This is a genomic window from Bradyrhizobium sp. JYMT SZCCT0180 (genome assembly GCF_018130165.1).
GTDB lineage: Bacteria > Pseudomonadota > Alphaproteobacteria > Rhizobiales > Xanthobacteraceae > Bradyrhizobium.
On record NZ_JAFCLZ010000022.1, the window covers coordinates 18,907 to 36,919 of the forward strand.

General features: G+C 62.4%; 16 protein-coding genes. 12 read left to right on the forward strand and 4 right to left on the reverse strand.

Annotated elements, in window-relative coordinates; all coding sequences use genetic code 11:
• The 8 genes from JQ641_RS28470 to JQ641_RS28505 all read left to right on the forward strand — a co-directional run bounded on the left by JQ641_RS28470 (position 1) and on the right by JQ641_RS28505 (position 8,960).
• Positions 1-477, forward strand: a complete 477-nt coding sequence (locus JQ641_RS28470) for a DUF1579 family protein (RefSeq protein ID WP_211999190.1) — start codon at positions 1-3, stop codon at positions 475-477.
• A gap of 36 nt (positions 478-513) precedes the next feature.
• A complete protein-coding gene (gene sucD, locus JQ641_RS28475) occupies positions 514-1,398 on the forward strand; it encodes a succinate--CoA ligase subunit alpha (RefSeq protein WP_211999191.1) in 885 nt (294 codons plus the stop codon).
• A 136-nt stretch (positions 1,399-1,534) separates the two neighbouring features.
• On the forward strand, positions 1,535-4,504 hold the full coding sequence (locus JQ641_RS28480) for a 2-oxoglutarate dehydrogenase E1 component (protein WP_211999192.1): 2,970 nt from the start codon (positions 1,535-1,537) through the stop codon (positions 4,502-4,504).
• A gap of 116 nt (positions 4,505-4,620) precedes the next feature.
• Positions 4,621-5,865 (forward strand): 2-oxoglutarate dehydrogenase complex dihydrolipoyllysine-residue succinyltransferase, encoded by a 1,245-nt coding sequence (odhB, locus tag JQ641_RS28485; RefSeq protein WP_211999193.1) that lies wholly within the window; start codon positions 4,621-4,623, stop codon positions 5,863-5,865.
• A 13-nt stretch (positions 5,866-5,878) separates the two neighbouring features.
• The gene (locus tag JQ641_RS28490; RefSeq protein ID WP_211999194.1) at positions 5,879-6,193 is read left to right on the forward strand and encodes a DUF2442 domain-containing protein; all 315 of its coding nucleotides are present in this window, start codon (positions 5,879-5,881) and stop codon (positions 6,191-6,193) included.
• Between the two features lie 13 nt (positions 6,194-6,206).
• Positions 6,207-6,953 carry an SDR family oxidoreductase gene (locus JQ641_RS28495; protein ID WP_211999195.1) on the forward strand — a complete coding sequence of 249 codons (747 nt, stop codon included), beginning with the start codon at positions 6,207-6,209 and terminating at the stop codon, positions 6,951-6,953.
• 36 nt (positions 6,954-6,989) lie between these two features.
• Complete coding sequence (gene lpdA, locus JQ641_RS28500; protein ID WP_211999196.1) at positions 6,990-8,393, forward strand: dihydrolipoyl dehydrogenase; 1,404 nt, start codon at positions 6,990-6,992, stop codon at positions 8,391-8,393.
• A gap of 36 nt (positions 8,394-8,429) precedes the next feature.
• Positions 8,430-8,960 carry a hypothetical protein gene (locus JQ641_RS28505; RefSeq protein ID WP_211999295.1) on the forward strand — a complete coding sequence of 177 codons (531 nt, stop codon included), beginning with the start codon at positions 8,430-8,432 and terminating at the stop codon, positions 8,958-8,960.
• A 38-nt stretch (positions 8,961-8,998) separates the two neighbouring features.
• Here JQ641_RS28505 and JQ641_RS28510 read toward each other — a convergent pair whose 3' ends face one another.
• Positions 8,999-9,589 (reverse strand): DUF4337 domain-containing protein, encoded by a 591-nt coding sequence (locus JQ641_RS28510; protein WP_211999197.1) that lies wholly within the window; start codon positions 9,587-9,589, stop codon positions 8,999-9,001.
• Between the two features lie 114 nt (positions 9,590-9,703).
• On the reverse strand, positions 9,704-10,675 hold the full coding sequence (locus tag JQ641_RS28515) for a tyrosine recombinase XerC (RefSeq protein ID WP_211999198.1): 972 nt from the start codon (positions 10,673-10,675) through the stop codon (positions 9,704-9,706).
• A gap of 163 nt (positions 10,676-10,838) precedes the next feature.
• On the opposite strand from JQ641_RS28515, the gene JQ641_RS28520 reads away from it, so the two are divergent.
• Both JQ641_RS28520 and JQ641_RS28525 read left to right on the forward strand, forming a co-directional pair.
• Entirely contained in the window at positions 10,839-13,049 is a 2,211-nt protein-coding gene (locus tag JQ641_RS28520; protein WP_211999199.1) for a primosomal protein N', read from the forward strand.
• An 88-nt stretch (positions 13,050-13,137) separates the two neighbouring features.
• Entirely contained in the window at positions 13,138-13,656 is a 519-nt protein-coding gene (locus tag JQ641_RS28525; RefSeq protein WP_211999200.1) for a hypothetical protein, read from the forward strand.
• A gap of 137 nt (positions 13,657-13,793) precedes the next feature.
• Here JQ641_RS28525 and JQ641_RS28530 read toward each other — a convergent pair whose 3' ends face one another.
• Both JQ641_RS28530 and JQ641_RS28535 read right to left on the reverse strand, forming a co-directional pair.
• Positions 13,794-14,417, reverse strand: coding sequence for an MSMEG_1061 family FMN-dependent PPOX-type flavoprotein (locus JQ641_RS28530; RefSeq protein ID WP_211999201.1), 624 nt, complete (start codon positions 14,415-14,417; stop codon positions 13,794-13,796).
• 265 nt (positions 14,418-14,682) lie between these two features.
• Entirely contained in the window at positions 14,683-15,171 is a 489-nt protein-coding gene (locus JQ641_RS28535; protein WP_211999202.1) for a septal ring lytic transglycosylase RlpA family protein, read from the reverse strand.
• A gap of 681 nt (positions 15,172-15,852) precedes the next feature.
• Between JQ641_RS28535 and JQ641_RS28540 the strand changes: the two genes are divergently transcribed.
• Both JQ641_RS28540 and atpA read left to right on the forward strand, forming a co-directional pair.
• The gene (locus JQ641_RS28540; RefSeq protein ID WP_192739033.1) at positions 15,853-16,413 is read left to right on the forward strand and encodes a F0F1 ATP synthase subunit delta; all 561 of its coding nucleotides are present in this window, start codon (positions 15,853-15,855) and stop codon (positions 16,411-16,413) included.
• Entirely contained in the window at positions 16,413-17,942 is a 1,530-nt protein-coding gene (atpA, locus tag JQ641_RS28545) for a F0F1 ATP synthase subunit alpha (protein ID WP_211999203.1), read from the forward strand. Before JQ641_RS28540 ends, atpA begins: the two co-directional genes overlap by 1 nt.
• The last annotated feature ends 71 nt before the right edge of the window (positions 17,943-18,013 follow it).

An 18,013-nucleotide genomic window follows, 5' to 3' on the forward strand; every position in this document is an offset into this window, starting at 1 on the left:
ATGGCTGACCGTCTCGCCGCACCGACTGCCCTGGAGGAACACCGCAAGCTCGCCGTGTTTGCCGGCGAGTGGAGCGGCGAAGAGATGGTCTATCCCTCGCGCTGGAACGCGGGCGGTCCCGCCACCGCGCATATCAAGGCGCGCATGGATCTCAACGGCTTCTATCTGATCCAGGACGCGGTCCAGATGCGCGACGGCAAGGAAAGCTTCGCCACCCATGGCGTCTTCACCTACGACCGCGAGGACCGGCACTACAAATTGTTCTGGCACGATTCGCTTGGCTACTACTCACCGGCGCCGGCCTCCGGCGGCTGGACCGGCAAGACGCTGATCCTCGTGCGCGGCTCGCTGCGCGGCAATGCGCGCCACGTCTATGAAGTCGTCGACGACAACAACTACACCATGAAAATCCAGTTCTCGCCTGATGCCGAAGGATGGGCCGACGTGCTCACCGGCACGTATCGGCGAATCCACTGATCCCGTTTCCGATCATCCAGGGAAGTAACATCCATCATGTCCGTTCTGATCGACAAGAATACCAAAGTCATCTGCCAGGGTTTTACCGGTAAGAACGGCACGTTCCATTCCGAAGCCGCGATCGCGTACGGCACCAAGATGGTCGGCGGTACCTCGCCGGGCAAAGGCGGTGCGACGCATCTGGGTCTGCCGGTGTTCGACACGGTCGCCGAAGCGCGCGAGAAGACCGGCGCCGATGCGTCCGTCATCTATGTGCCGCCGCCGGGGGCGGCTGATGCGATCTGCGAGGCGATCGATGCGGAAATTCCGCTGATCGTGTGCATCACCGAAGGCATTCCGGTGCTCGACATGGTCCGCGTCAAGCGTTCGCTGTCGGGGTCGAAGTCCCGCCTGATCGGACCGAACTGCCCGGGCGTCATGACCGCGGGCGAATGCAAGATCGGCATCATGCCGGCCAATATCTTCAAGCCCGGCAGTGTCGGCATCGTGTCGCGCTCGGGTACGCTGACCTATGAAGCCGTGTTCCAGACCACCCAGGAAGGCCTCGGCCAGACCACGGCGGTCGGCATCGGCGGCGACCCGGTCAAGGGCACCGAATTCATCGACGTGCTGGAAATGTTCCTGGCCGACCCCAAGACCACCTCGATCATTATGATCGGTGAGATCGGCGGTTCCGCCGAGGAGGACGCCGCCCAGTTCATCAAGGACGAGGCCAAGCGGGGCCGAAGCAAGCCGATGGTCGGCTTCATCGCCGGCGTCACCGCCCCTCCCGGCCGCCGCATGGGCCATGCCGGCGCGATCATCTCCGGCGGCAAGGGCGACGCCGGTTCCAAGACCACAGCGATGGAATCGGCCGGAATCACGGTCTCTCCGTCGCCGGCAAGGCTTGGACATACCCTTGCCGAAAAATTGAAGTCCTAATTCAATTCTTGGTTCTTTTGGGCGGGAAGTTTCGCGCTAAATAGGGTAAAGGTGCTTTACCTCGCTGGTCCGGGCCTCCGGACCGGCCAAAGCGCCGTTTTCCACGCGCGAAGCCAAAAATTACCAGGACGCCACCATGTCTCGCCAGGACGCGAATGCCGCATTTGCCCTCTCCTCCTTTTTGCAGGGCACCAACGCCACCTACATCGACGATCTCTACGCCCGCTACGAGCAGGACCCCGCTTCGGTCGATCCCGACTGGCAGGAATTCTTCAAGAGCCTGAAAGACACCCCGGCCGACGTCCAGAAGAACGCCGAGGGCGCCTCCTGGGGCCGCGACAACTGGCCTTTGACGCCGCGCGACGAGCTGACCTCCGCGCTGGACGGCAACTGGGCGCATGTCGAAAAGGCTGTTGGCGCCAAGCTGGCGGCCAAGGCCGAGAACAAGGCCTTTGCCAAGGGCGCCGAAGTGGCGTCGGCCGACATCAACCAGGCGACGCGCGATTCGGTTCGCGCCCTGATGCTGATCCGCGCCTATCGCATGCGCGGTCATTTCCACGCCAAGCTCGATCCGCTCGGTATCGAGGCCCAGCGTGACCGCGAGGAGCTTGATCCGCGCACCTACGGTTTTGCCGAGGCCGATTTCGACCGCAAGATCTTCCTCGATCACGTGCTCGGTCTGGAATACGGCACGCTTCGCGAAATCGTCGCGATCTGCGAGCGCACCTACTGCCAGACGCTCGGGGTCGAGTTCATGCACATCAGCAACGCGGCGCAGAAGGCCTGGATCCAGGAACGCATCGAAGGGCCGGACAAGGAAATCAGCTTCACCCCCGAAGGCCGGCGCGCGATTCTGAACAAGCTGATCGAAGCCGAAGGCTTTGAGAAGTTCTGCGACATCAAATTCACCGGCACCAAGCGCTTCGGCCTCGACGGAGCTGAATCGCTGATCCCGGCGCTGGAGCAGATCATCAAGCGCGGCGGCAATCTCGGCGTTAAGGAGATCGTGCTCGGCATGCCGCATCGCGGCCGCCTCAACGTGCTGACCCAGGTGATGGGCAAGCCGCACCGCGCGCTGTTCCATGAATTCAAGGGCGGCTCCGCCAACCCCGACGCGGTCGAAGGCTCCGGCGACGTCAAATATCACCTCGGCGCCTCGTCGGACCGCGAGTTCGACAACAACAGGATCCATCTGTCGCTGACCGCCAACCCGTCGCATCTGGAAATCGTCGATCCCGTCGTGCTCGGCAAGGTGCGCGCCAAGCAGGACCAGCACGGCGATCCGCCGGACATGCGCATTTCCGTGCTGCCGCTGTTGATGCATGGCGACGCGGCTTTTGCCGGCCAGGGCGTGGTCGCCGAATGCTTCGGCCTGTCCGACCTGAAGGGCTACCGCACCGGCGGTTCGCTGCACTTCATCGTCAACAACCAGATCGGCTTCACCACCTATCCGCGCTACTCGCGCTCCTCGCCCTATCCGTCCGACGTGGCGAAGATGATCGACGCGCCGATCTTCCATGTGAACGGCGACGATCCGGAGGCCGTGGTGTTCGCGGCCAAGGTCGCGATCGAATTCCGGCAGAAATTCCACAAGCCCGTCGTGATCGACATGTTCTGCTACCGCAGGCATGGCCACAACGAAGGCGACGAGCCGATGTTCACCCAGCCGGTGATGTACAAGAAGATCGCAACGCATCCCGGCACGGTCGAGCTTTATTCCAAGCGGCTGATCGCTGACGGCGTGCTGACCGAGGGCGAGGTCGAAAAGGCCAAGGCAGACTGGCGTGCGCGGCTCGATGCCGAGCTCGAGGCCGGCTCGGGCTACAAGCCCAACAAGGCTGACTGGCTCGACGGCAAATGGTCCGGCTTCAAGTCCGCCGATCAGGAAGAGGACGCCCGCCGCGGCGTTACCGGCGTCGATACGGCGATCCTGAAGGATATCGGCCGCAAGATCACCAAGGTGCCCGACGGTTTCCGCGTTCACCGCACCGTACAGCGCTACCTCGAAAATCGCGCCAAGGCGATCGACAATGGCGTCGGTATCGACTGGGCGACCGGTGAGGCGCTGGCGTTTTGCACGCTGATGCAGGAAGGCCGGCACGTCCGCCTGTCCGGACAGGACTCCGAGCGCGGCACCTTCTCGCAGCGTCATTCGGTGCTGATCGACCAGGAGGATGAGAGCCGTTACACGCCGTTCAATCACCTCGGCCCCGATCAGGGCCACTACGAGGTGATCAACTCGCTGCTTTCGGAAGAGGCGGTGCTTGGCTTCGAGTACGGCTATTCACTGGCCGAGCCGAACGCGCTGGCGATGTGGGAAGCCCAGTTCGGCGACTTCGCCAACGGGGCGCAGGTGCTGTTCGACCAGTTCATCTCCTCGGGCGAACGCAAATGGCTGCGCATGTCGGGTCTCGTCTGCCTGTTGCCGCATGGCTATGAAGGTCAGGGACCGGAGCACTCCTCGGCGCGGCTCGAACGCTTCCTGCAGATGTGTGCCGAAGACAACATGCAGGTGGTCTATCCCACCACGCCGGCGAATTACTTCCACGTGCTGCGGCGTCAGCTGCATCGCGAAATCCGTAAACCGCTGATCCTGATGACGCCGAAATCGCTGCTGCGCCACAAGCGGGCGGTGTCGCGGCTCGACGAGCTCGGCAAGGACGCCACGTTCCACCGCATCCTCTACGATGACGCCCAGATGCTGCCGGACGAGAAGATCAAGCTGGTGGACGACGACAAGATCCGCCGCATCGTGCTGTGCTCGGGCAAGGTCTATTACGATCTCTACGAGGAGCGCGAGAAGCGCGGCATCGACGACATCTACCTGATGCGCGTCGAGCAGCTCTATCCGGTGCCGCTCAAGGCGCTGGTGCACGAACTCGCCCGCTTCAAGAACGCGGAGGTCGTCTGGTGCCAGGAAGAGCCGCGCAACATGGGTGCCTGGCACTTCATCGAGCCCTATCTCGAATGGGTGCTGAACCAGATCCACGCGCCGAACAGGCGTCCGCGTTACGCCGGCCGCGCGGCGGCGGCGGCCACGGCCACCGGTTTGATGTCGAAGCATCTGGCGCAGCTCAAGGCGCTGCTGGATGACGCGCTAGGCTAGACCACCATTCAACCGTCATGCCCCGCGACCTGTCCGCCGTAGCTCAACGAGCGAAGGCGGAAGGCGGGGATGGCGGTTACGATTTTTGACCGCTTGGTTATTGAGGAAAACAGACCATGACTGATATTCGCGTTCCGACGCTCGGCGAGTCCGTGACGGAGGCCACCATTGGCCGCTGGTTCAAGAAGGCCGGCGACGCCGTGGCGGTGGACGAGCCTTTGGTGGAGCTCGAGACCGACAAGGTCACCATCGAAGTCCCGGCGCCTTCAGCGGGCGTGCTGGGCGAGATCGCCGCCAAGGACGGCGAAACCGTCGCCGTCGGCGCGCTGCTCGGACAGATCAATGACGGCGCGGCAGGCGCCAGGCCGGCGGCCGCTCCCGCAAAGGCAGCTGCGCCGGCTGCACCGCCGCCCGCCGCTGCCGCCGCACCTGCTGCGGCGCCAAAGGCCGCACCTGCGGACGCGCCGCTCGCGCCGTCGGTGCGCAAACTCTCCGCCGAAAGCGGCGTCGATGCCGCGACCGTGCCCGGCTCCGGCAAGGATGGCCGCGTCACCAAGGGCGACATGCTGGCTGCGATCGAGAAGGCCGCTTCGGCGCCGACTCCGGTCAATCAGCCCGCCGCCGCCGTGCAGGTGCGCGCACCGTCGCCCGCCGACGATGCCGCGCGCGAAGAGCGCGTGAAGATGACGCGGCTGCGCCAGACCATCGCGCGCCGCCTGAAGGACGTGCAGAACACCGCGGCGATGCTCACGACCTTCAACGAGGTCGACATGAGCCACATCATGGCGATGCGGACACAGTACAAGGACGTGTTCGAGAAGAAGCACGGTACCAAGCTCGGCTTCATGGGCTTCTTCACCAAGGCCTGCGTGCAGGCGCTCAAGGACATTCCGGCCGTCAATGCCGAGATCGACGGCACCGATCTGATCTTCAAGAATTACTACCATGTCGGCGTCGCCGTCGGCACCGACAAGGGCCTCGTCGTGCCCGTGGTGCGCGACTGCGACCACAAGTCGATCTCCGACATCGAAAAGAGCATCGCCGATTTCGGCCGCCGCGCCCGCGACGGCCAGCTCAAGATCGACGAGATGCAGGGCGGCACCTTCACCATCACCAATGGCGGCATCTACGGTTCGCTGATGTCGACGCCGATCCTGAACGCGCCGCAGTCCGCCATTTTGGGAATGCACAAGATCCAGGAGCGGCCGATGGCGATCGGCGGCAAGATCGAGATCCGCCCGATGATGTATCTGGCACTGTCCTACGATCACCGTGTCATTGACGGCAAGGAAGCGGTGACCTTCCTGGTCCGCGTCAAGGAGAGCCTGGAAGATCCGGCGCGGCTGGTGCTGGATTTGTGACGGACGTCTATGGATGGAAGTACATCAGACTAACGACAAGGGCGAAGCAGGATTCCCACTTATCGTCAGTGCGGAGCCGGTTATGTTTGGTGTTCTACATGTTGTGTTCGATGATGGGTACGAAGGCGTTCTAGACCTGCGCTCGGTTATGGATAGGGCCATCTGGCAGAACATTCGTACCAAGGAAGATTTCTTCAAGATCGAATTGGATCGGATCGGCGGTCAATTGTTCTGGCCTAAGGGTGATGGCGCTACGGAGCTTCCTGCGGACGGCATTCGCGCAGCTTGCGAGCACCAGGAAAAGTTACTCAGATCGATACGTTGGTAGTTGGGGGCTGCGGATGGATAAAGTTGTTGTCATCACCGGCGGTAGCCGCGGCATCGGCCGCGCTACCGCGATTGCCGCGGCGGCCCGCGGTTTTCGGGTCGTCGTCGGTTACGCCAGTAACGAGGCGGCGGCGAACGAAGTCGTTACCGAAATCGAGCGCAAGAACGGCAAGGCCGTCGCTGTCAAATGCGACGTTGCCGAGGAAAGCGACATCCTCGCGCTGTTCAAGGCGGCCGATCAGTTCGGTACGTTAGGGGCGCTCGTCAACAACGGCGGTATTGTCGGTCAGAGCGGTGTGCGCGTCGACGAGATGTCGGCCGAGCGCATCCAGCGCGTGATGGCGGTCAACGTTACCGGGTCCATCTTGTGCGCGCGCGAGGCCGTGAAGCGCATGTCGACCAAGCATGGCGGCAAGGGCGGCGTTATCGTCAATCTTTCCTCGGTGGCGGCGAGACTCGGAGCGCCCAATACGTATGTCGATTATGCGGCGTCGAAGGGCGCCGTGGATTCGTTCACGGTCGGCCTCGGCCATGAAGTCGCCGGCGAGGGGATACGCGTCGCTGCGATCCGGCCCGGACTGATCGATACCGAAATTCATGCGGCCGGCGGCGAGCCCGATCGTGCCCATCGTCTTGCGCACATGGTGCCGATGAAGCGCGTCGGCACCGCGGAAGAAATCGCCAATGCCATCGTCTGGCTGATGTCGGACGACGCTTCGTACGTCACCAGCGCCATCCTCGATGTATCGGGCGGCCGCTAATACCTTGTCATAGAATTCAGTTACGGGACTTCAATCATGGCTTCTTACGATCTCGTCGTCATCGGCACCGGTCCGGGCGGATATGTCTGCGCGGTGCGCGCCGCGCAACTCGGCATGAAGGTGGCCGTGGTCGAGAAGAATGCGACGCTCGGCGGCACCTGTCTCAACGTCGGGTGCATGCCGTCGAAGGCGCTCTTGCATGCATCCGAGATGTTCGAGGAAGCCGGGCACTCCTTTGCAAAAATGGGCGTCAGCGTTTCGACGCCGAAGCTCGACCTGCCTTCGATGATGAACTTCAAGCAGCAGGGCATCGACGGCAACGTCAAGGGCGTCGAGTTCCTGATGAAGAAGAACAAGATCGACGTCATCAGCGGCACGGGCAAGATTCTTGGCGCCGGCAAGGTCGAAGTGACCGGCAGTGAAGGCAAGGCACAGACGGTCGAGACCAAAAACATCGTGATCGCTACCGGCTCCGACATCGCGCGGCTGAAGGGCATCGAGATCGACGAGAAGCGCATCGTGTCGTCGACCGGCGCGCTGTCGCTTGAGAAGGTGCCCTCACACCTGCTGATCGTCGGCGCCGGCGTGATCGGTCTCGAACTCGGCTCGGTGTGGCACCGGTTAGGGGCGAAAGTCACCGTGGTGGAATTCCTCGATCGCATCCTGCCCGGCACGGACGGCGAAGTGGCAAAACAATTCCAGCGCATTCTCGAAAAGCAGGGCTTTGCGTTCAAGCTCGGCGCCAAGGTCACCGGCGTCGACACGTCAGGCAAGACGCTGTCAGTCAAGGTCGAGCCGGCGGCCGGCGGTGCAGCCGAGGCCATCGAAGCCGATGTGGTGCTGGTCTGTATCGGCCGTGTGCCGTACACCGACGGTCTTGGCCTGAAGGAGGCCGGTATCATCATCGACAATCGCGGCCGCGTCGAGATCGATGCGCATTTCTCGACCAGCGTGAAGGGCGTCTATGCGATCGGCGACGTGGTGGCCGGTCCGATGCTGGCGCACAAGGCCGAGGATGAAGGCGTGGCGTGCGCCGAAATCATTGCCGGGCAAGCCGGGCATGTGAACTACGACGTGATCCCGGGCGTTGTGTATACCACGCCGGAAGTGTCATCGGTCGGCAAGACCGAGGAAGAGCTAAAGCTGGCGGGCGTGGCTTACACGTCGGGCAAATTCCCCTTCACCGCCAACGGCCGCTCCAAGGTCAACCAGACCACGGACGGCTTTGTGAAGATTCTCGCAGATGCGAAGACCGATCGCGTGCTCGGCGTGCACATCATCGGCCGTGAAGCCGGCGAAATGATCCATGAAGCCGCTGTTCTGATGGAGTTCGGCGGTTCCGCCGAGGATCTGGCTCGGACCTGCCACGCGCATCCGACCCGCTCCGAGGCCATCAAGGAAGCCGCGCTTGCGGTCGGCAAACGGGCCATCCATATGTGATTGATACCCGGCACACGTCGGGTCGAGATGACCCGGATGTTGCGCCGTCTACTTAAGCCGTTATGGATTCTGCTTGCGGTCATCTTCCTGATCGAAGCATGGCTGTGGGATCATCTCGAGCCGATCGTCGAGCGCGTCGTTGCGTGGATTCCATTCCGCGCGTTTAAGCGATGGCTGTCCGAGCGTGTCGCTACGCTGTCGCCGGCGATGACGTTGATCGTATTCGCGGTGCCGGTGATCCCGCTGTTTCCGCTCAAACTGGTCGGGCTGTGGCTGCTGGCGAATGAATATTGGATCAGCGCGATCGTCGTCATCGTTCTCGGAAAATTCGTCGGCGTCGGCGTCACTGCCTTCATCTTCGATGTGACGCGGCCGAAGCTGCTGAAGATGCAGTGGTTCAAGAAGATCTATGAGTTCATCATGATGCTGCGCGCCAGGGCGGCTGCATTGGTGGAGCCGGTCAAGCGCCGGATCGCCGAGATGCTGCGCGGCGACGGCGAGGGCTGGTCAGGCCGGATGCTGAGGCTGATTCAGCGCTTTCGCAAACGCGTGCACGAAGCGCGCTAGCGCCGGCTCCGCCTCTCCCGATGGGAGAGGCGGGCAAGCTACATCAAGTGCACGAGATGCGGCGCGAACAGGCCGATAAAGGTGAAGCCAATTCCGATCACGGCGAGCAGGGCGGAACCCCAGGCCAGCACGATCATGCCGGTGATGATGGTCGCCGATGCCAGCACGATGCCGATCTGGAACGCGGCCGAGGCGACTTCGTAGTGATGGTACTTGGCCATCGCCTCGTCGCGCAAATGTTCGGCATGCTTGGCGCGCTTCATGAGTTCTTCCGAGCCCTCGCCGGTTTCCGGCTCCGAGCGATAGCGCGCCGCCGTCTTGGTCCAGTCGTCGATCTGCTTTTGCAGCGCCGCCTTTGCGGCCGGATCAGTGGTGACCCCGAGGCTCAGCTTGGCGTGCTCGGCGGTGGCCTGAACCGTGGTGCGGCGGATGCTCTTGGCCTGGAAGAACGCCCAGAGGTTCGACGCCTCGACATTCTTGCTGATCGATTCGGTCTGTGCGCCCTTGCCGAGAGTCTCCGACAGCGCAAGAAACAGCGCAATGACGGCGATCAGCAATGCGATTCTCTTGTTGGAGCTGGAAGCGTGCTCGGCGTGCTCCGCATGCTCCATACTTTCATGTGCGCCCATGATTCCCTCCTGCCAGGTGACCTGCTTACGATTGCCGGAACCATTCGGCCAGCGCAAGGGGCGGGCAGGGGAAGTGCACGATGTGACGATAGTATGTCAGAGCGCGGCCGGCGTTCAGGCGCGCGGGTGCGCGGTCTTGTACACTTCCAGCAGCCGCTCGCTGTCGATGCCGGTATAGATCTGCGTGGTCGAGAGCGAGGCGTGGCCGAGCAATTCCTGGATCGCGCGCAGATCGCCGCCGCGTGACAGCAGGTGGGTGGCGAATGAATGCCGCAGAGCATGCGGCGTCGCGCTGTCGGGCAGGCCGAGCGCGCCCCGCAGCCGCTCCATGGTGAGCTGGATGATTCGCGGGCTGAGCGGCCCGCCGCGTGCGCCGACGAAAATCGGTCCCTCCGGGTTAAGCTGATGCGGGCAGACGGCGGTGTAATCGGCGATCAGCGCCAGCACGTTTTGCAGCACCGGTACCATGCGGGTCTTGTTGCCCTTGCCGGTCACGATGATGACGTCGCCTTCGCCTGGCCGCGGAACGTCGCGCTTTTTCAGCCCCAGCGCCTCGGAGATGCGCAGGCCCGAGCCGTACAGCAGCGCCATCACGGCGGCGTCTCGCGCCCAGATCCAGGGGTCGCGATCCTCGCCGGCGCGCTCGTCAGCATCGGCAAAACGCTTGGCGGCCGCCATCTGGATCGGCTTCGGCAGGCTCTTGCCGATTTTCGGCGCACGGATCGCCGAGAGCGCGCCGACCTTGCCCTTGCCTTCGCGCTCCAGAAAACGACCGAACGAGCGCAGCCCCGCCAGCGCCCGCATCAGCGAGCGGCCTCCGATGTCGTCGGCGCGGCGCATCGCCATGAAGGCCCTGATGTCGCTGGCTTCCAGCGCTGCAAACCCCTTGAGCGTAACTTTTCGCCCCCAGTGCTCGGCGAGGAAAATCAGGCATTGGCGGAGGTCACGGGCGTAGGCCTCCAGCGTCTTGGGCGACAGCCGCCGTTCGGCGCGCAGATGCGACAGCCAGCGCGTCATCTCCAGCGCCAGCGTCGCGTCGGCGCAATCGAGTTCGATCGGTTGAAGTGACGGAACAGGCTTGGTCATGGACTATGGGCGCCCTGATTCTCCTGATTATATCGCACCTCTTTCGTTTACCGTTCGCTAACTTGCCCCCACCAGCGCCGGTGCCACTGGTCCTCGCGACCGCGCGCCCTTAACTTGAGCGCCTCTTAACTTGAGTCCCTGCACCCCTTAAGCCTGATTCCCGATGGACCATTCGACGCGCAGCACCAGTTCCTCCGCCACATCGACGCGCGTCGTTGATGTGCTGGTGCCGGTTGCGCTCAATCAGGCCTATTCGTATCGCGTGCCGCGCGGCATGGAGCTGAAGCCCGGCGACGTCGTCTGCGTGCCGCTGGGGCCGCGCGAGGTGGTGGCGGTGGTGTGGGCGGAGAACGCCAATCCCGATCCGCGCCTGCATAACCGCCTGAAGGATGTCGGCGAAAAGCTCGACGTGCCGCCGCTGAAGCAGGAACTGCGCTCGCTCGTCGACTGGGTCGCCAATTACACGCTCTCGGCGCGCGGCATGGTGCTGCGCATGAGCTTGCGGATGGGTGAAAATCTCGGCCCCGAGCGGATGCGGCTTGGCGTGCGGCTGGTCGGTGAGCCGCCACGGCGCCTGACGCCGGCGCGGCGGCGGGTGATTGACGTGCTGTCGGATGGCCTGCTGCACGGCAAGTCCGAAGCCGCCCGGGAGGCTGGCGTCAGTTCGGGCGTGATCGACGGGCTGGTCGATGAGGGTACGCTGCAGATCGAGGCGATGCCGCCGCCGCTGGCGCCGCCGGCGCCCGATCCGTCGTTTGCCCAGCCTGAATTTTCCCGGCAGCAGCGCACGGCCGTCGATGCAATGCGGGCGCTGGCGGCGAGTGGCAGCTTTCACGTCGCTTTGCTCGACGGCGTCACCGGGTCGGGCAAGACCGAAGTCTATTTCGAGGCGATCGCCGAAATCATCCGCCGCGGCAAGCAGACGCTGATCCTGATGCCGGAGATCGCACTGACAGGGCAATTCCTCGACCGCTTCGCGCAGCGTTTTGGGGTGCGTCCCTTGGAATGGCATTCCGAGCTGACGCCGCGCACCCGCGCCCGCAACTGGGCGGCGATCGCAGCCGGCGAAGCGCCGGTCGTGGTCGGCGCGCGCTCGGCATTGTTTCTGCCCTATGCGGATTTGGGCCTGATCATCGTCGATGAGGAGCACGACCAGGCCTACAAGCAGGATGACGGCGCGCATTATCACGCCCGCGACATGGCAGTGGTGCGCGCACATATCGCGAAAATCCCGATCATCCTGGCTTCGGCCACGCCGTCGATCGAGACCGAAGTCAACGCGCGCAAGGGGCGCTATCAGCGCGTTGCGCTGCCGTCGCGTTTCGGCGGCCAGCATATGCCGCATATCGAGGCGATCGATTTGCGCCGCGAACCGCCGCCGCGCGGCCGCTTCGTCTCGCCGCGGCTTGCCGATTACATCGGGCAGGCGATCGAGAAGCGCGAGCAGGCGCTGTTGTTCCTCAATCGCCGCGGCTACGCGCCGCTGACCTTGTGCCGCGCCTGCGGGCACCGCTTCTCCTGCACGATCTGCGACGCCTGGCTGGTGGATCATCGCTTTCGCCAGCGGCTGGTCTGTCACCATTGCGGCTTCTCGATGCCGCGCCCGAACATCTGTCCGCACTGCGCGGCCGAGGAATCGCTGGCTGCCATCGGCCCCGGTGTCGAACGCCTGCAGGAGGAGGCCGCGCAGTTGTTCCCGAACGCGCGCACCATGGTGCTGTCGAGCGACCTGATCACCTCGATCGAAACCATGCGCAGCGAACTGAACGAAATCGCCGAGGGCCGCGTCGACATCATCATCGGCACGCAATTGGTGGCGAAGGGACATAATTTTCCGCGGCTCAATCTGGTTGGTGTCGTCGATGCGGATCTGGGCCTGAGCAATGGCGATCCGCGCGCTGCCGAGCGGACGTTTCAATTGCTCAACCAGGTGATCGGCCGCGCCGGGCGCGATCAGGGTCGCGGCATCGGTTACCTGCAGACCCATCAGCCCGATCATCCCGTGATGAAGGCGCTGGTCGCAAGCGATCGCGAGGCGTTCTATGCGACTGAAATCGATCAGCGCGAACGATCGGGCTATCCGCCCTTCGGCCGGCTCGCCAGCCTGATCATTTCCGCCGGCGACCGGCCGACCGCCGAAGGTTTTGCGCGCAAGCTTGCCGCCATCGCGCCGATCGACGAGCGCATCCAGGTGCTGGGCCCTGCCGAAGCGCCGTTGGCCGTCATCAAGGGCCGCTATCGCTTCCGGCTATTGGTGAAATCGCTGCGCAACGTCGATCTGTCGGACTATTTGCGCGAATGGCTCGCGGCGGGTCCGAAGACAAAAGGCAATCTCAAGCTCGAGGTCGACGTCGATCCGCAGAGCTTTTTGTGAGGCCGCCCTGGCGTACCGGACCGCGAACGACGTGCTCGACATATGGCGATGAAATGGCGCAGCGAAATCGTCGGGAAGTGAGAGGGCAGTGAATACCGGACGTGATGACAATCCAGAGGGGAGGCTTTGCGGGCATCTGGCTGCCGCGTTAGCTAACCGCTGTCTTGGTTACTACAATCATGGGAAGAAGCGCTTCGAACGCATTGTGGGCCTTGGTGTTCACGACACTGATATGGTCGCTTTCGCTGAGGTTGAGGAAGCTCTGGCTTCGGTCGGCATCCTCGTCCTAACACCTCACGCTAACGGCCGCTCATATTGGCTTTTTGCTCATGCAGTTGATGAAATGCCGGATTTTCTGGCGCGCACGATGAGCGCAGACGATCCGAGGGCTAAAGTAGTCATTCGCGCATTCGTTCAAATTGCTTGTCAATTCGCTCCGACATTGCCTTGGTGGAATCCGCCCGACTACACAAATCCCTGGTTTGAACCGCCGGCGCTCTATCGAGACGCAATGGATTGGCTACATCGAACCGATTTTGCGAAGCGTGATGGTGATCGCTTCCAATGGACGCAAAGAATTTCTTTCGCAATGGCGAATGAGTATTAGGAGAAGTTGGCCTACCGTCACGCAATAGCGTGGAAACGGCGGCAATTGGGGGCGCGCCAAGCGCGAACCTCAGATGCGCAATTGCGCATCGAAGAACCTCGAGATTGTAAAAGCTTTCATCACCTGAAGATCGCGCATCAACCATTCGACCACAGATTGGTCGTGTATCCCTGCTCGACAAAGGCGTCGATTTTCGCCGCCTGATCCTCGTCGGCGCCGGCCCTCGCCGCGAAGACTTTTCCGAACGAGATACGCTTGGGCTCCGGCCAATGCTCGGGTTGCCAGAGCTTCGACCGGAGCACCGAGCGGGCGCAGTGGAAATAGCAGCGTTCGATGTGGATCCGGATCGCCAGCAGCGCCGGACGGCCTTCCTTGCCAAGTGTCGCCAGCAGTTCGGCGTCGTCAAAGATCTCGGCCCGGCCCGAGAGCCGCAGCGTCTCGCCGGTCCGGGGTCGCAGGAAAATCATCCCGATCCGGCCGGTCTCGATGATGTTCTGCAGGCCGAACGCAAGGTTGTTGCCCGCCCGTTCCGGAAGCAGAACCGTTGTTTCATTTTCGACGCGGACAAAGCCGGGCTCGTCGCCTTTCGGAGAGACCTCGATCGGCCCGTCGCGACCGGCCGTGGCCATCAGCCCAAACGGGCAGGTTTGCAGGAAGTCGATCGCCTGTTCGTCGAGATAGGGAGCGATCTTGGCCTTGGTGGTCGCCCGTGGTTCGGGAAGAACGCTTCTCAGTTGTTCCACGGTTTTGATCTGGCTCATGATCGATCTCGTCAGTGCTGGTTCAAGGGCTGCGGAGGGCTGTGCGATTGTTGCCTTCGGAAACCTAGCACGATCCTCCTGCCACCGTGGTGGCCAGAGTGGCTGCGCGCCGCGTGGGCGAGGTAGCAAGTCGGGCGCTGCCAAATAAAAAGCCTGCCGTCATTTGCGACGGCAGGCCCTTATCGGTGCGTGAAAGATTCCGCGACCGTTACGCTACGCAACGCTTACCTAGTCTGTTGAACCGGAAACGGCGCTCGATCAGTGCTTAGGAGACGACCTCGGCGGTGATGCGACCGATGCCCTTGGCGCGGGTCAGTCCGACCGCGCTGGCAGCGCCGGTCGAAAGGTCGAGCACGCGCCCCTTAATGAACGGGCCGCGGTCGTTGATGGTGACGATGACGCTGCGGCCGCCATGGGTCACCCGGAGCTTGGTGCCGAACGGCAGGCTGCGGTGGGCCGCGGTCATGGCGTTCTGGTTGAAGCGCTGGCCGGACGCGGTCTTGCTGCCGGATTCATTGCCGTAAAAGGAAGCCATGCCCGAGAAGCTGCGCCCGGAGCCCGAGCCGATCGAGGCGTTGGCGTCCTGCCAGTTGCTCTTCGCCTTTTGAGCGTGGTGGTGGTGATGGCGGTGGTGCCTGGATTTGGCCGAAGCTTCGGTAATGCTGCCGCCGACCAGGACTGTTGCCGCGATCAAAGCAAACGCCGTACGCGACCGGATGATAGTTCCCGGCAGCAGGTTCTTGGTAATCAACATCAAAATAATCCCTCAGACAGTATTGCCACATATGTGACAAGTGGAACCCCCGTTCCCGTGTGTGAGATGGCCGTTTGATCAGGCAATGAGGCATGAATTGGGCAGTAATCCTCGTTTCGCTCCGGCTGACATATCTTGTTACCTAGATCAACTAGTCGAATTCCCGTTATTAATGCATTGCTTTAACGAATTTTTAACCATTCCAATACTTGGAATTACTGATGAGTTAAGTGTTCGTTAGTGTTCATGGCGTTACGGCAAGTAAACGGTGGGGAACCGGATTCGGGTTGTTCCGGAGATACATGGCGCCCATGCAAATACGGGCGGAACATTTGAGCTTGTCGCTGACGCGCCGTGCCGGCGCGGGTTCGTGGCAGCAAAATCGTGATGGCTGTTCGCAGCGAACTGGCGCAAAAAAATTGGCTTTGGAAACTGACCTTGGAAAATTGGATTAGAGGCCAACTAAAATAGTCGTGCGACAAGGCATCGCCCGCGCGCGCCGTCATGTTGCACCTGCGCGCTTGCTATGTTAGCAAAGCCGCGATTTTAACGATCCCGGCACCTCTCGTGCCGGTCGAAAATCGAAGTCCCGCTTGAATTCCAAGGGCTTGGATCGCTAGGCGCCGCTTCCGTGGCGACGGTTTTTCCCTTGCGAGTTTGACAGCAAAAAAGAGCGTCTCTGTGGCTGCTGAAGATCCGTCCGTTTCGGGAGTGTCAGGCCGTTATGCAACGGCCTTGTTCGAGTTGGCGCGCGACGAGAAATCGATCGACGCGGTAAAAGCCGATCTCGATAGATTCGAGGCCATGCTGGCCGACAGCGCTGATTTGAAGCGCCTGGTCCGCAGTCCGGTATTCTCGGCAGATGCGCAGTCGAAGGCGCTCACCGCTATACTCGACAAGGCCGGAATTTCGGGCACTTCTGCCAAATTCCTCAAAGTCCTGACCGCCAATCGCCGGCTGTTCGCCGTCGGCGACGTGATCCGCGCCTTCCGCGCGCTGGTGGCGAAGTTCAAGGGCGAAGCTACGGCAGACGTCACCGTCGCCGAAGCGCTCAGCGACAAGAATCTCGACGCTCTCAAGACCGCACTGAAGTCAGTGACGGGCAAGGACGTCGCGCTCAACGTGAAAGTCGATCCCTCTATTATCGGCGGCCTGGTGGTCAAGCTCGGCAGCCGCATGGTGGATAGTTCGCTTCGCACCAAACTCAATTCGATCAAGCACGCGATGAAAGAGGCAGGCTGATGGACATCCGCGCCGCGGAAATTTCCGCGATCCTCAAGGACCAGATCAAGAATTTCGGCCAGGAGGCTGAAGTTACCGAAGTCGGACAGGTGTTGTCCGTCGGCGACGGCATTGCCCGCGTCTACGGCCTCGACAACGTCCAGGCCGGTGAGATGGTCGAGTTCGAGAACGGTACCCGCGGCATGGCGCTCAACCTCGAAACCGACAACGTCGGTATCGTGATCTTCGGCGCCGACCGCGAGATCAAGGAAGGCCAGACCGTCAAGCGCACCCGCGCCATCGTCGATACGCCCGTCGGCAAGGGCCTGCTCGGCCGCGTCGTCGACGCGCTCGGCAACCCGATCGACGGCAAAGGTCCGATCCAGGCCACCGAACGCAAGCGCGTCGACGTCAAGGCGCCCGGCATCATTCCGCGCAAGTCGGTCAACGAGCCGATGGCGACCGGCCTCAAAGCGATCGATGCACTGATCCCGGTCGGCCGTGGCCAGCGCGAACTGATCATCGGCGACCGCCAGACCGGCAAGACCGCGATCGCGCTCGACACCATTCTGAACCAGAAGCCGCTCAACGCGCAGCCGGACGAGAACATCAAGCTGTATTGCGTCTATGTCGCGATCGGCCAGAAGCGCTCCACCGTCGCCCAGTTCGTGAAGGTGCTCGAAGAGCAGGGCGCGCTGGAATATTCGATCGTGGTCGCCGCTACCGCGTCCGACCCGGCGCCGATGCAGTACATCGCGCCGTTCACCGGCTGCACGATGGGCGAATATTTCCGCGACAACGGCATGCACGCCGTCATCATCTATGACGATTTGTCCAAGCAGGCCGTCGCCTACCGTCAGATGTCGCTGCTGCTGCGCCGTCCGCCGGGCCGCGAAGCCTATCCCGGCGACGTGTTCTACCTGCATTCCCGCCTGCTCGAGCGCGCCGCCAAGCTCAACAAGGACCAGGGCTCGGGCTCGCTGACCGCTCTGCCGGTCATTGAAACCCAGGCCAACGACGTGTCGGCCTACATTCCGACCAACGTGATTTCGATTACCGACGGTCAGATCTTCCTGGAAACCGATCTGTTCTTCCAGGGCATCCGTCCCGCAGTGAACGTCGGTCTGTCGGTGTCGCGCGTCGGATCGTCGGCGCAGACCAAGGCGATGAAAAAGGTCGCCGGCAAGATCAAGGGTGAGCTGGCGCAGTACCGCGAAATGGCGGCGTTCGCGCAGTTCGGTTCCGACCTCGACGCCTCGACACAGCGCCTGCTGAACCGCGGTTCGCGCCTGACCGAACTCCTGAAGCAGCCGCAGTTCTCGCCGCTGAAGATGGAAGAGCAGGTCTGCGTGATCTGGGCCGGCACCAACGGCTATCTCGATGCGCTTCCGCTCAACAAGGTGCGTCCTTTCGAAGACGGCCTGCTGTCGCTGCTGCGCGGCAAGAACGTCGAAATCCTCAACAGCATCCGCGAAAGCCGCGATCTCAGCGACGAAACTGCGGGCAAGCTGAAGGCGGTTGTCGAGAGTTTCTCCAAGACGCTTGCATAATCCGTCATGGCCGGGCTCGTCCCGGCCATCCACGTCTTTTGGCGTGGAGAAAAGACAAGACGTGGATGCCC

Bases quoted from the DNA above. Each gene is read 5' to 3' on its own strand.
- JQ641_RS28470 (WP_211999190.1), top strand. From the start codon at position 1: ATGGCTGACCGTCTCGCCGCACCGACTGCCCTGGAGGAACACCGCAAG.
- sucD (WP_211999191.1), top strand. From the start codon at position 514: ATGTCCGTTCTGATCGACAAGAATACCAAAGTCATCTGCCAGGGTTTT.
- JQ641_RS28480 (WP_211999192.1), top strand. From the start codon at position 1,535: ATGTCTCGCCAGGACGCGAATGCCGCATTTGCCCTCTCCTCCTTTTTG.
- odhB (WP_211999193.1), top strand. From the start codon at position 4,621: ATGACTGATATTCGCGTTCCGACGCTCGGCGAGTCCGTGACGGAGGCC.
- JQ641_RS28490 (WP_211999194.1), top strand. From the start codon at position 5,879: ATGGAAGTACATCAGACTAACGACAAGGGCGAAGCAGGATTCCCACTT.
- JQ641_RS28495 (WP_211999195.1), top strand. From the start codon at position 6,207: ATGGATAAAGTTGTTGTCATCACCGGCGGTAGCCGCGGCATCGGCCGC.
- lpdA (WP_211999196.1), top strand. From the start codon at position 6,990: ATGGCTTCTTACGATCTCGTCGTCATCGGCACCGGTCCGGGCGGATAT.
- JQ641_RS28505 (WP_211999295.1), top strand. From the start codon at position 8,430: ATGTTGCGCCGTCTACTTAAGCCGTTATGGATTCTGCTTGCGGTCATC.
- JQ641_RS28510 (WP_211999197.1), bottom strand. From the start codon at position 9,589: ATGGGCGCACATGAAAGTATGGAGCATGCGGAGCACGCCGAGCACGCT.
- JQ641_RS28515 (WP_211999198.1), bottom strand. From the start codon at position 10,675: ATGACCAAGCCTGTTCCGTCACTTCAACCGATCGAACTCGATTGCGCC.
- JQ641_RS28520 (WP_211999199.1), top strand. From the start codon at position 10,839: ATGGACCATTCGACGCGCAGCACCAGTTCCTCCGCCACATCGACGCGC.
- JQ641_RS28530 (WP_211999201.1), bottom strand. From the start codon at position 14,417: ATGAGCCAGATCAAAACCGTGGAACAACTGAGAAGCGTTCTTCCCGAA.
- JQ641_RS28535 (WP_211999202.1), bottom strand. From the start codon at position 15,171: ATGTTGATTACCAAGAACCTGCTGCCGGGAACTATCATCCGGTCGCGT.
- atpA (WP_211999203.1), top strand. From the start codon at position 16,413: ATGGACATCCGCGCCGCGGAAATTTCCGCGATCCTCAAGGACCAGATC.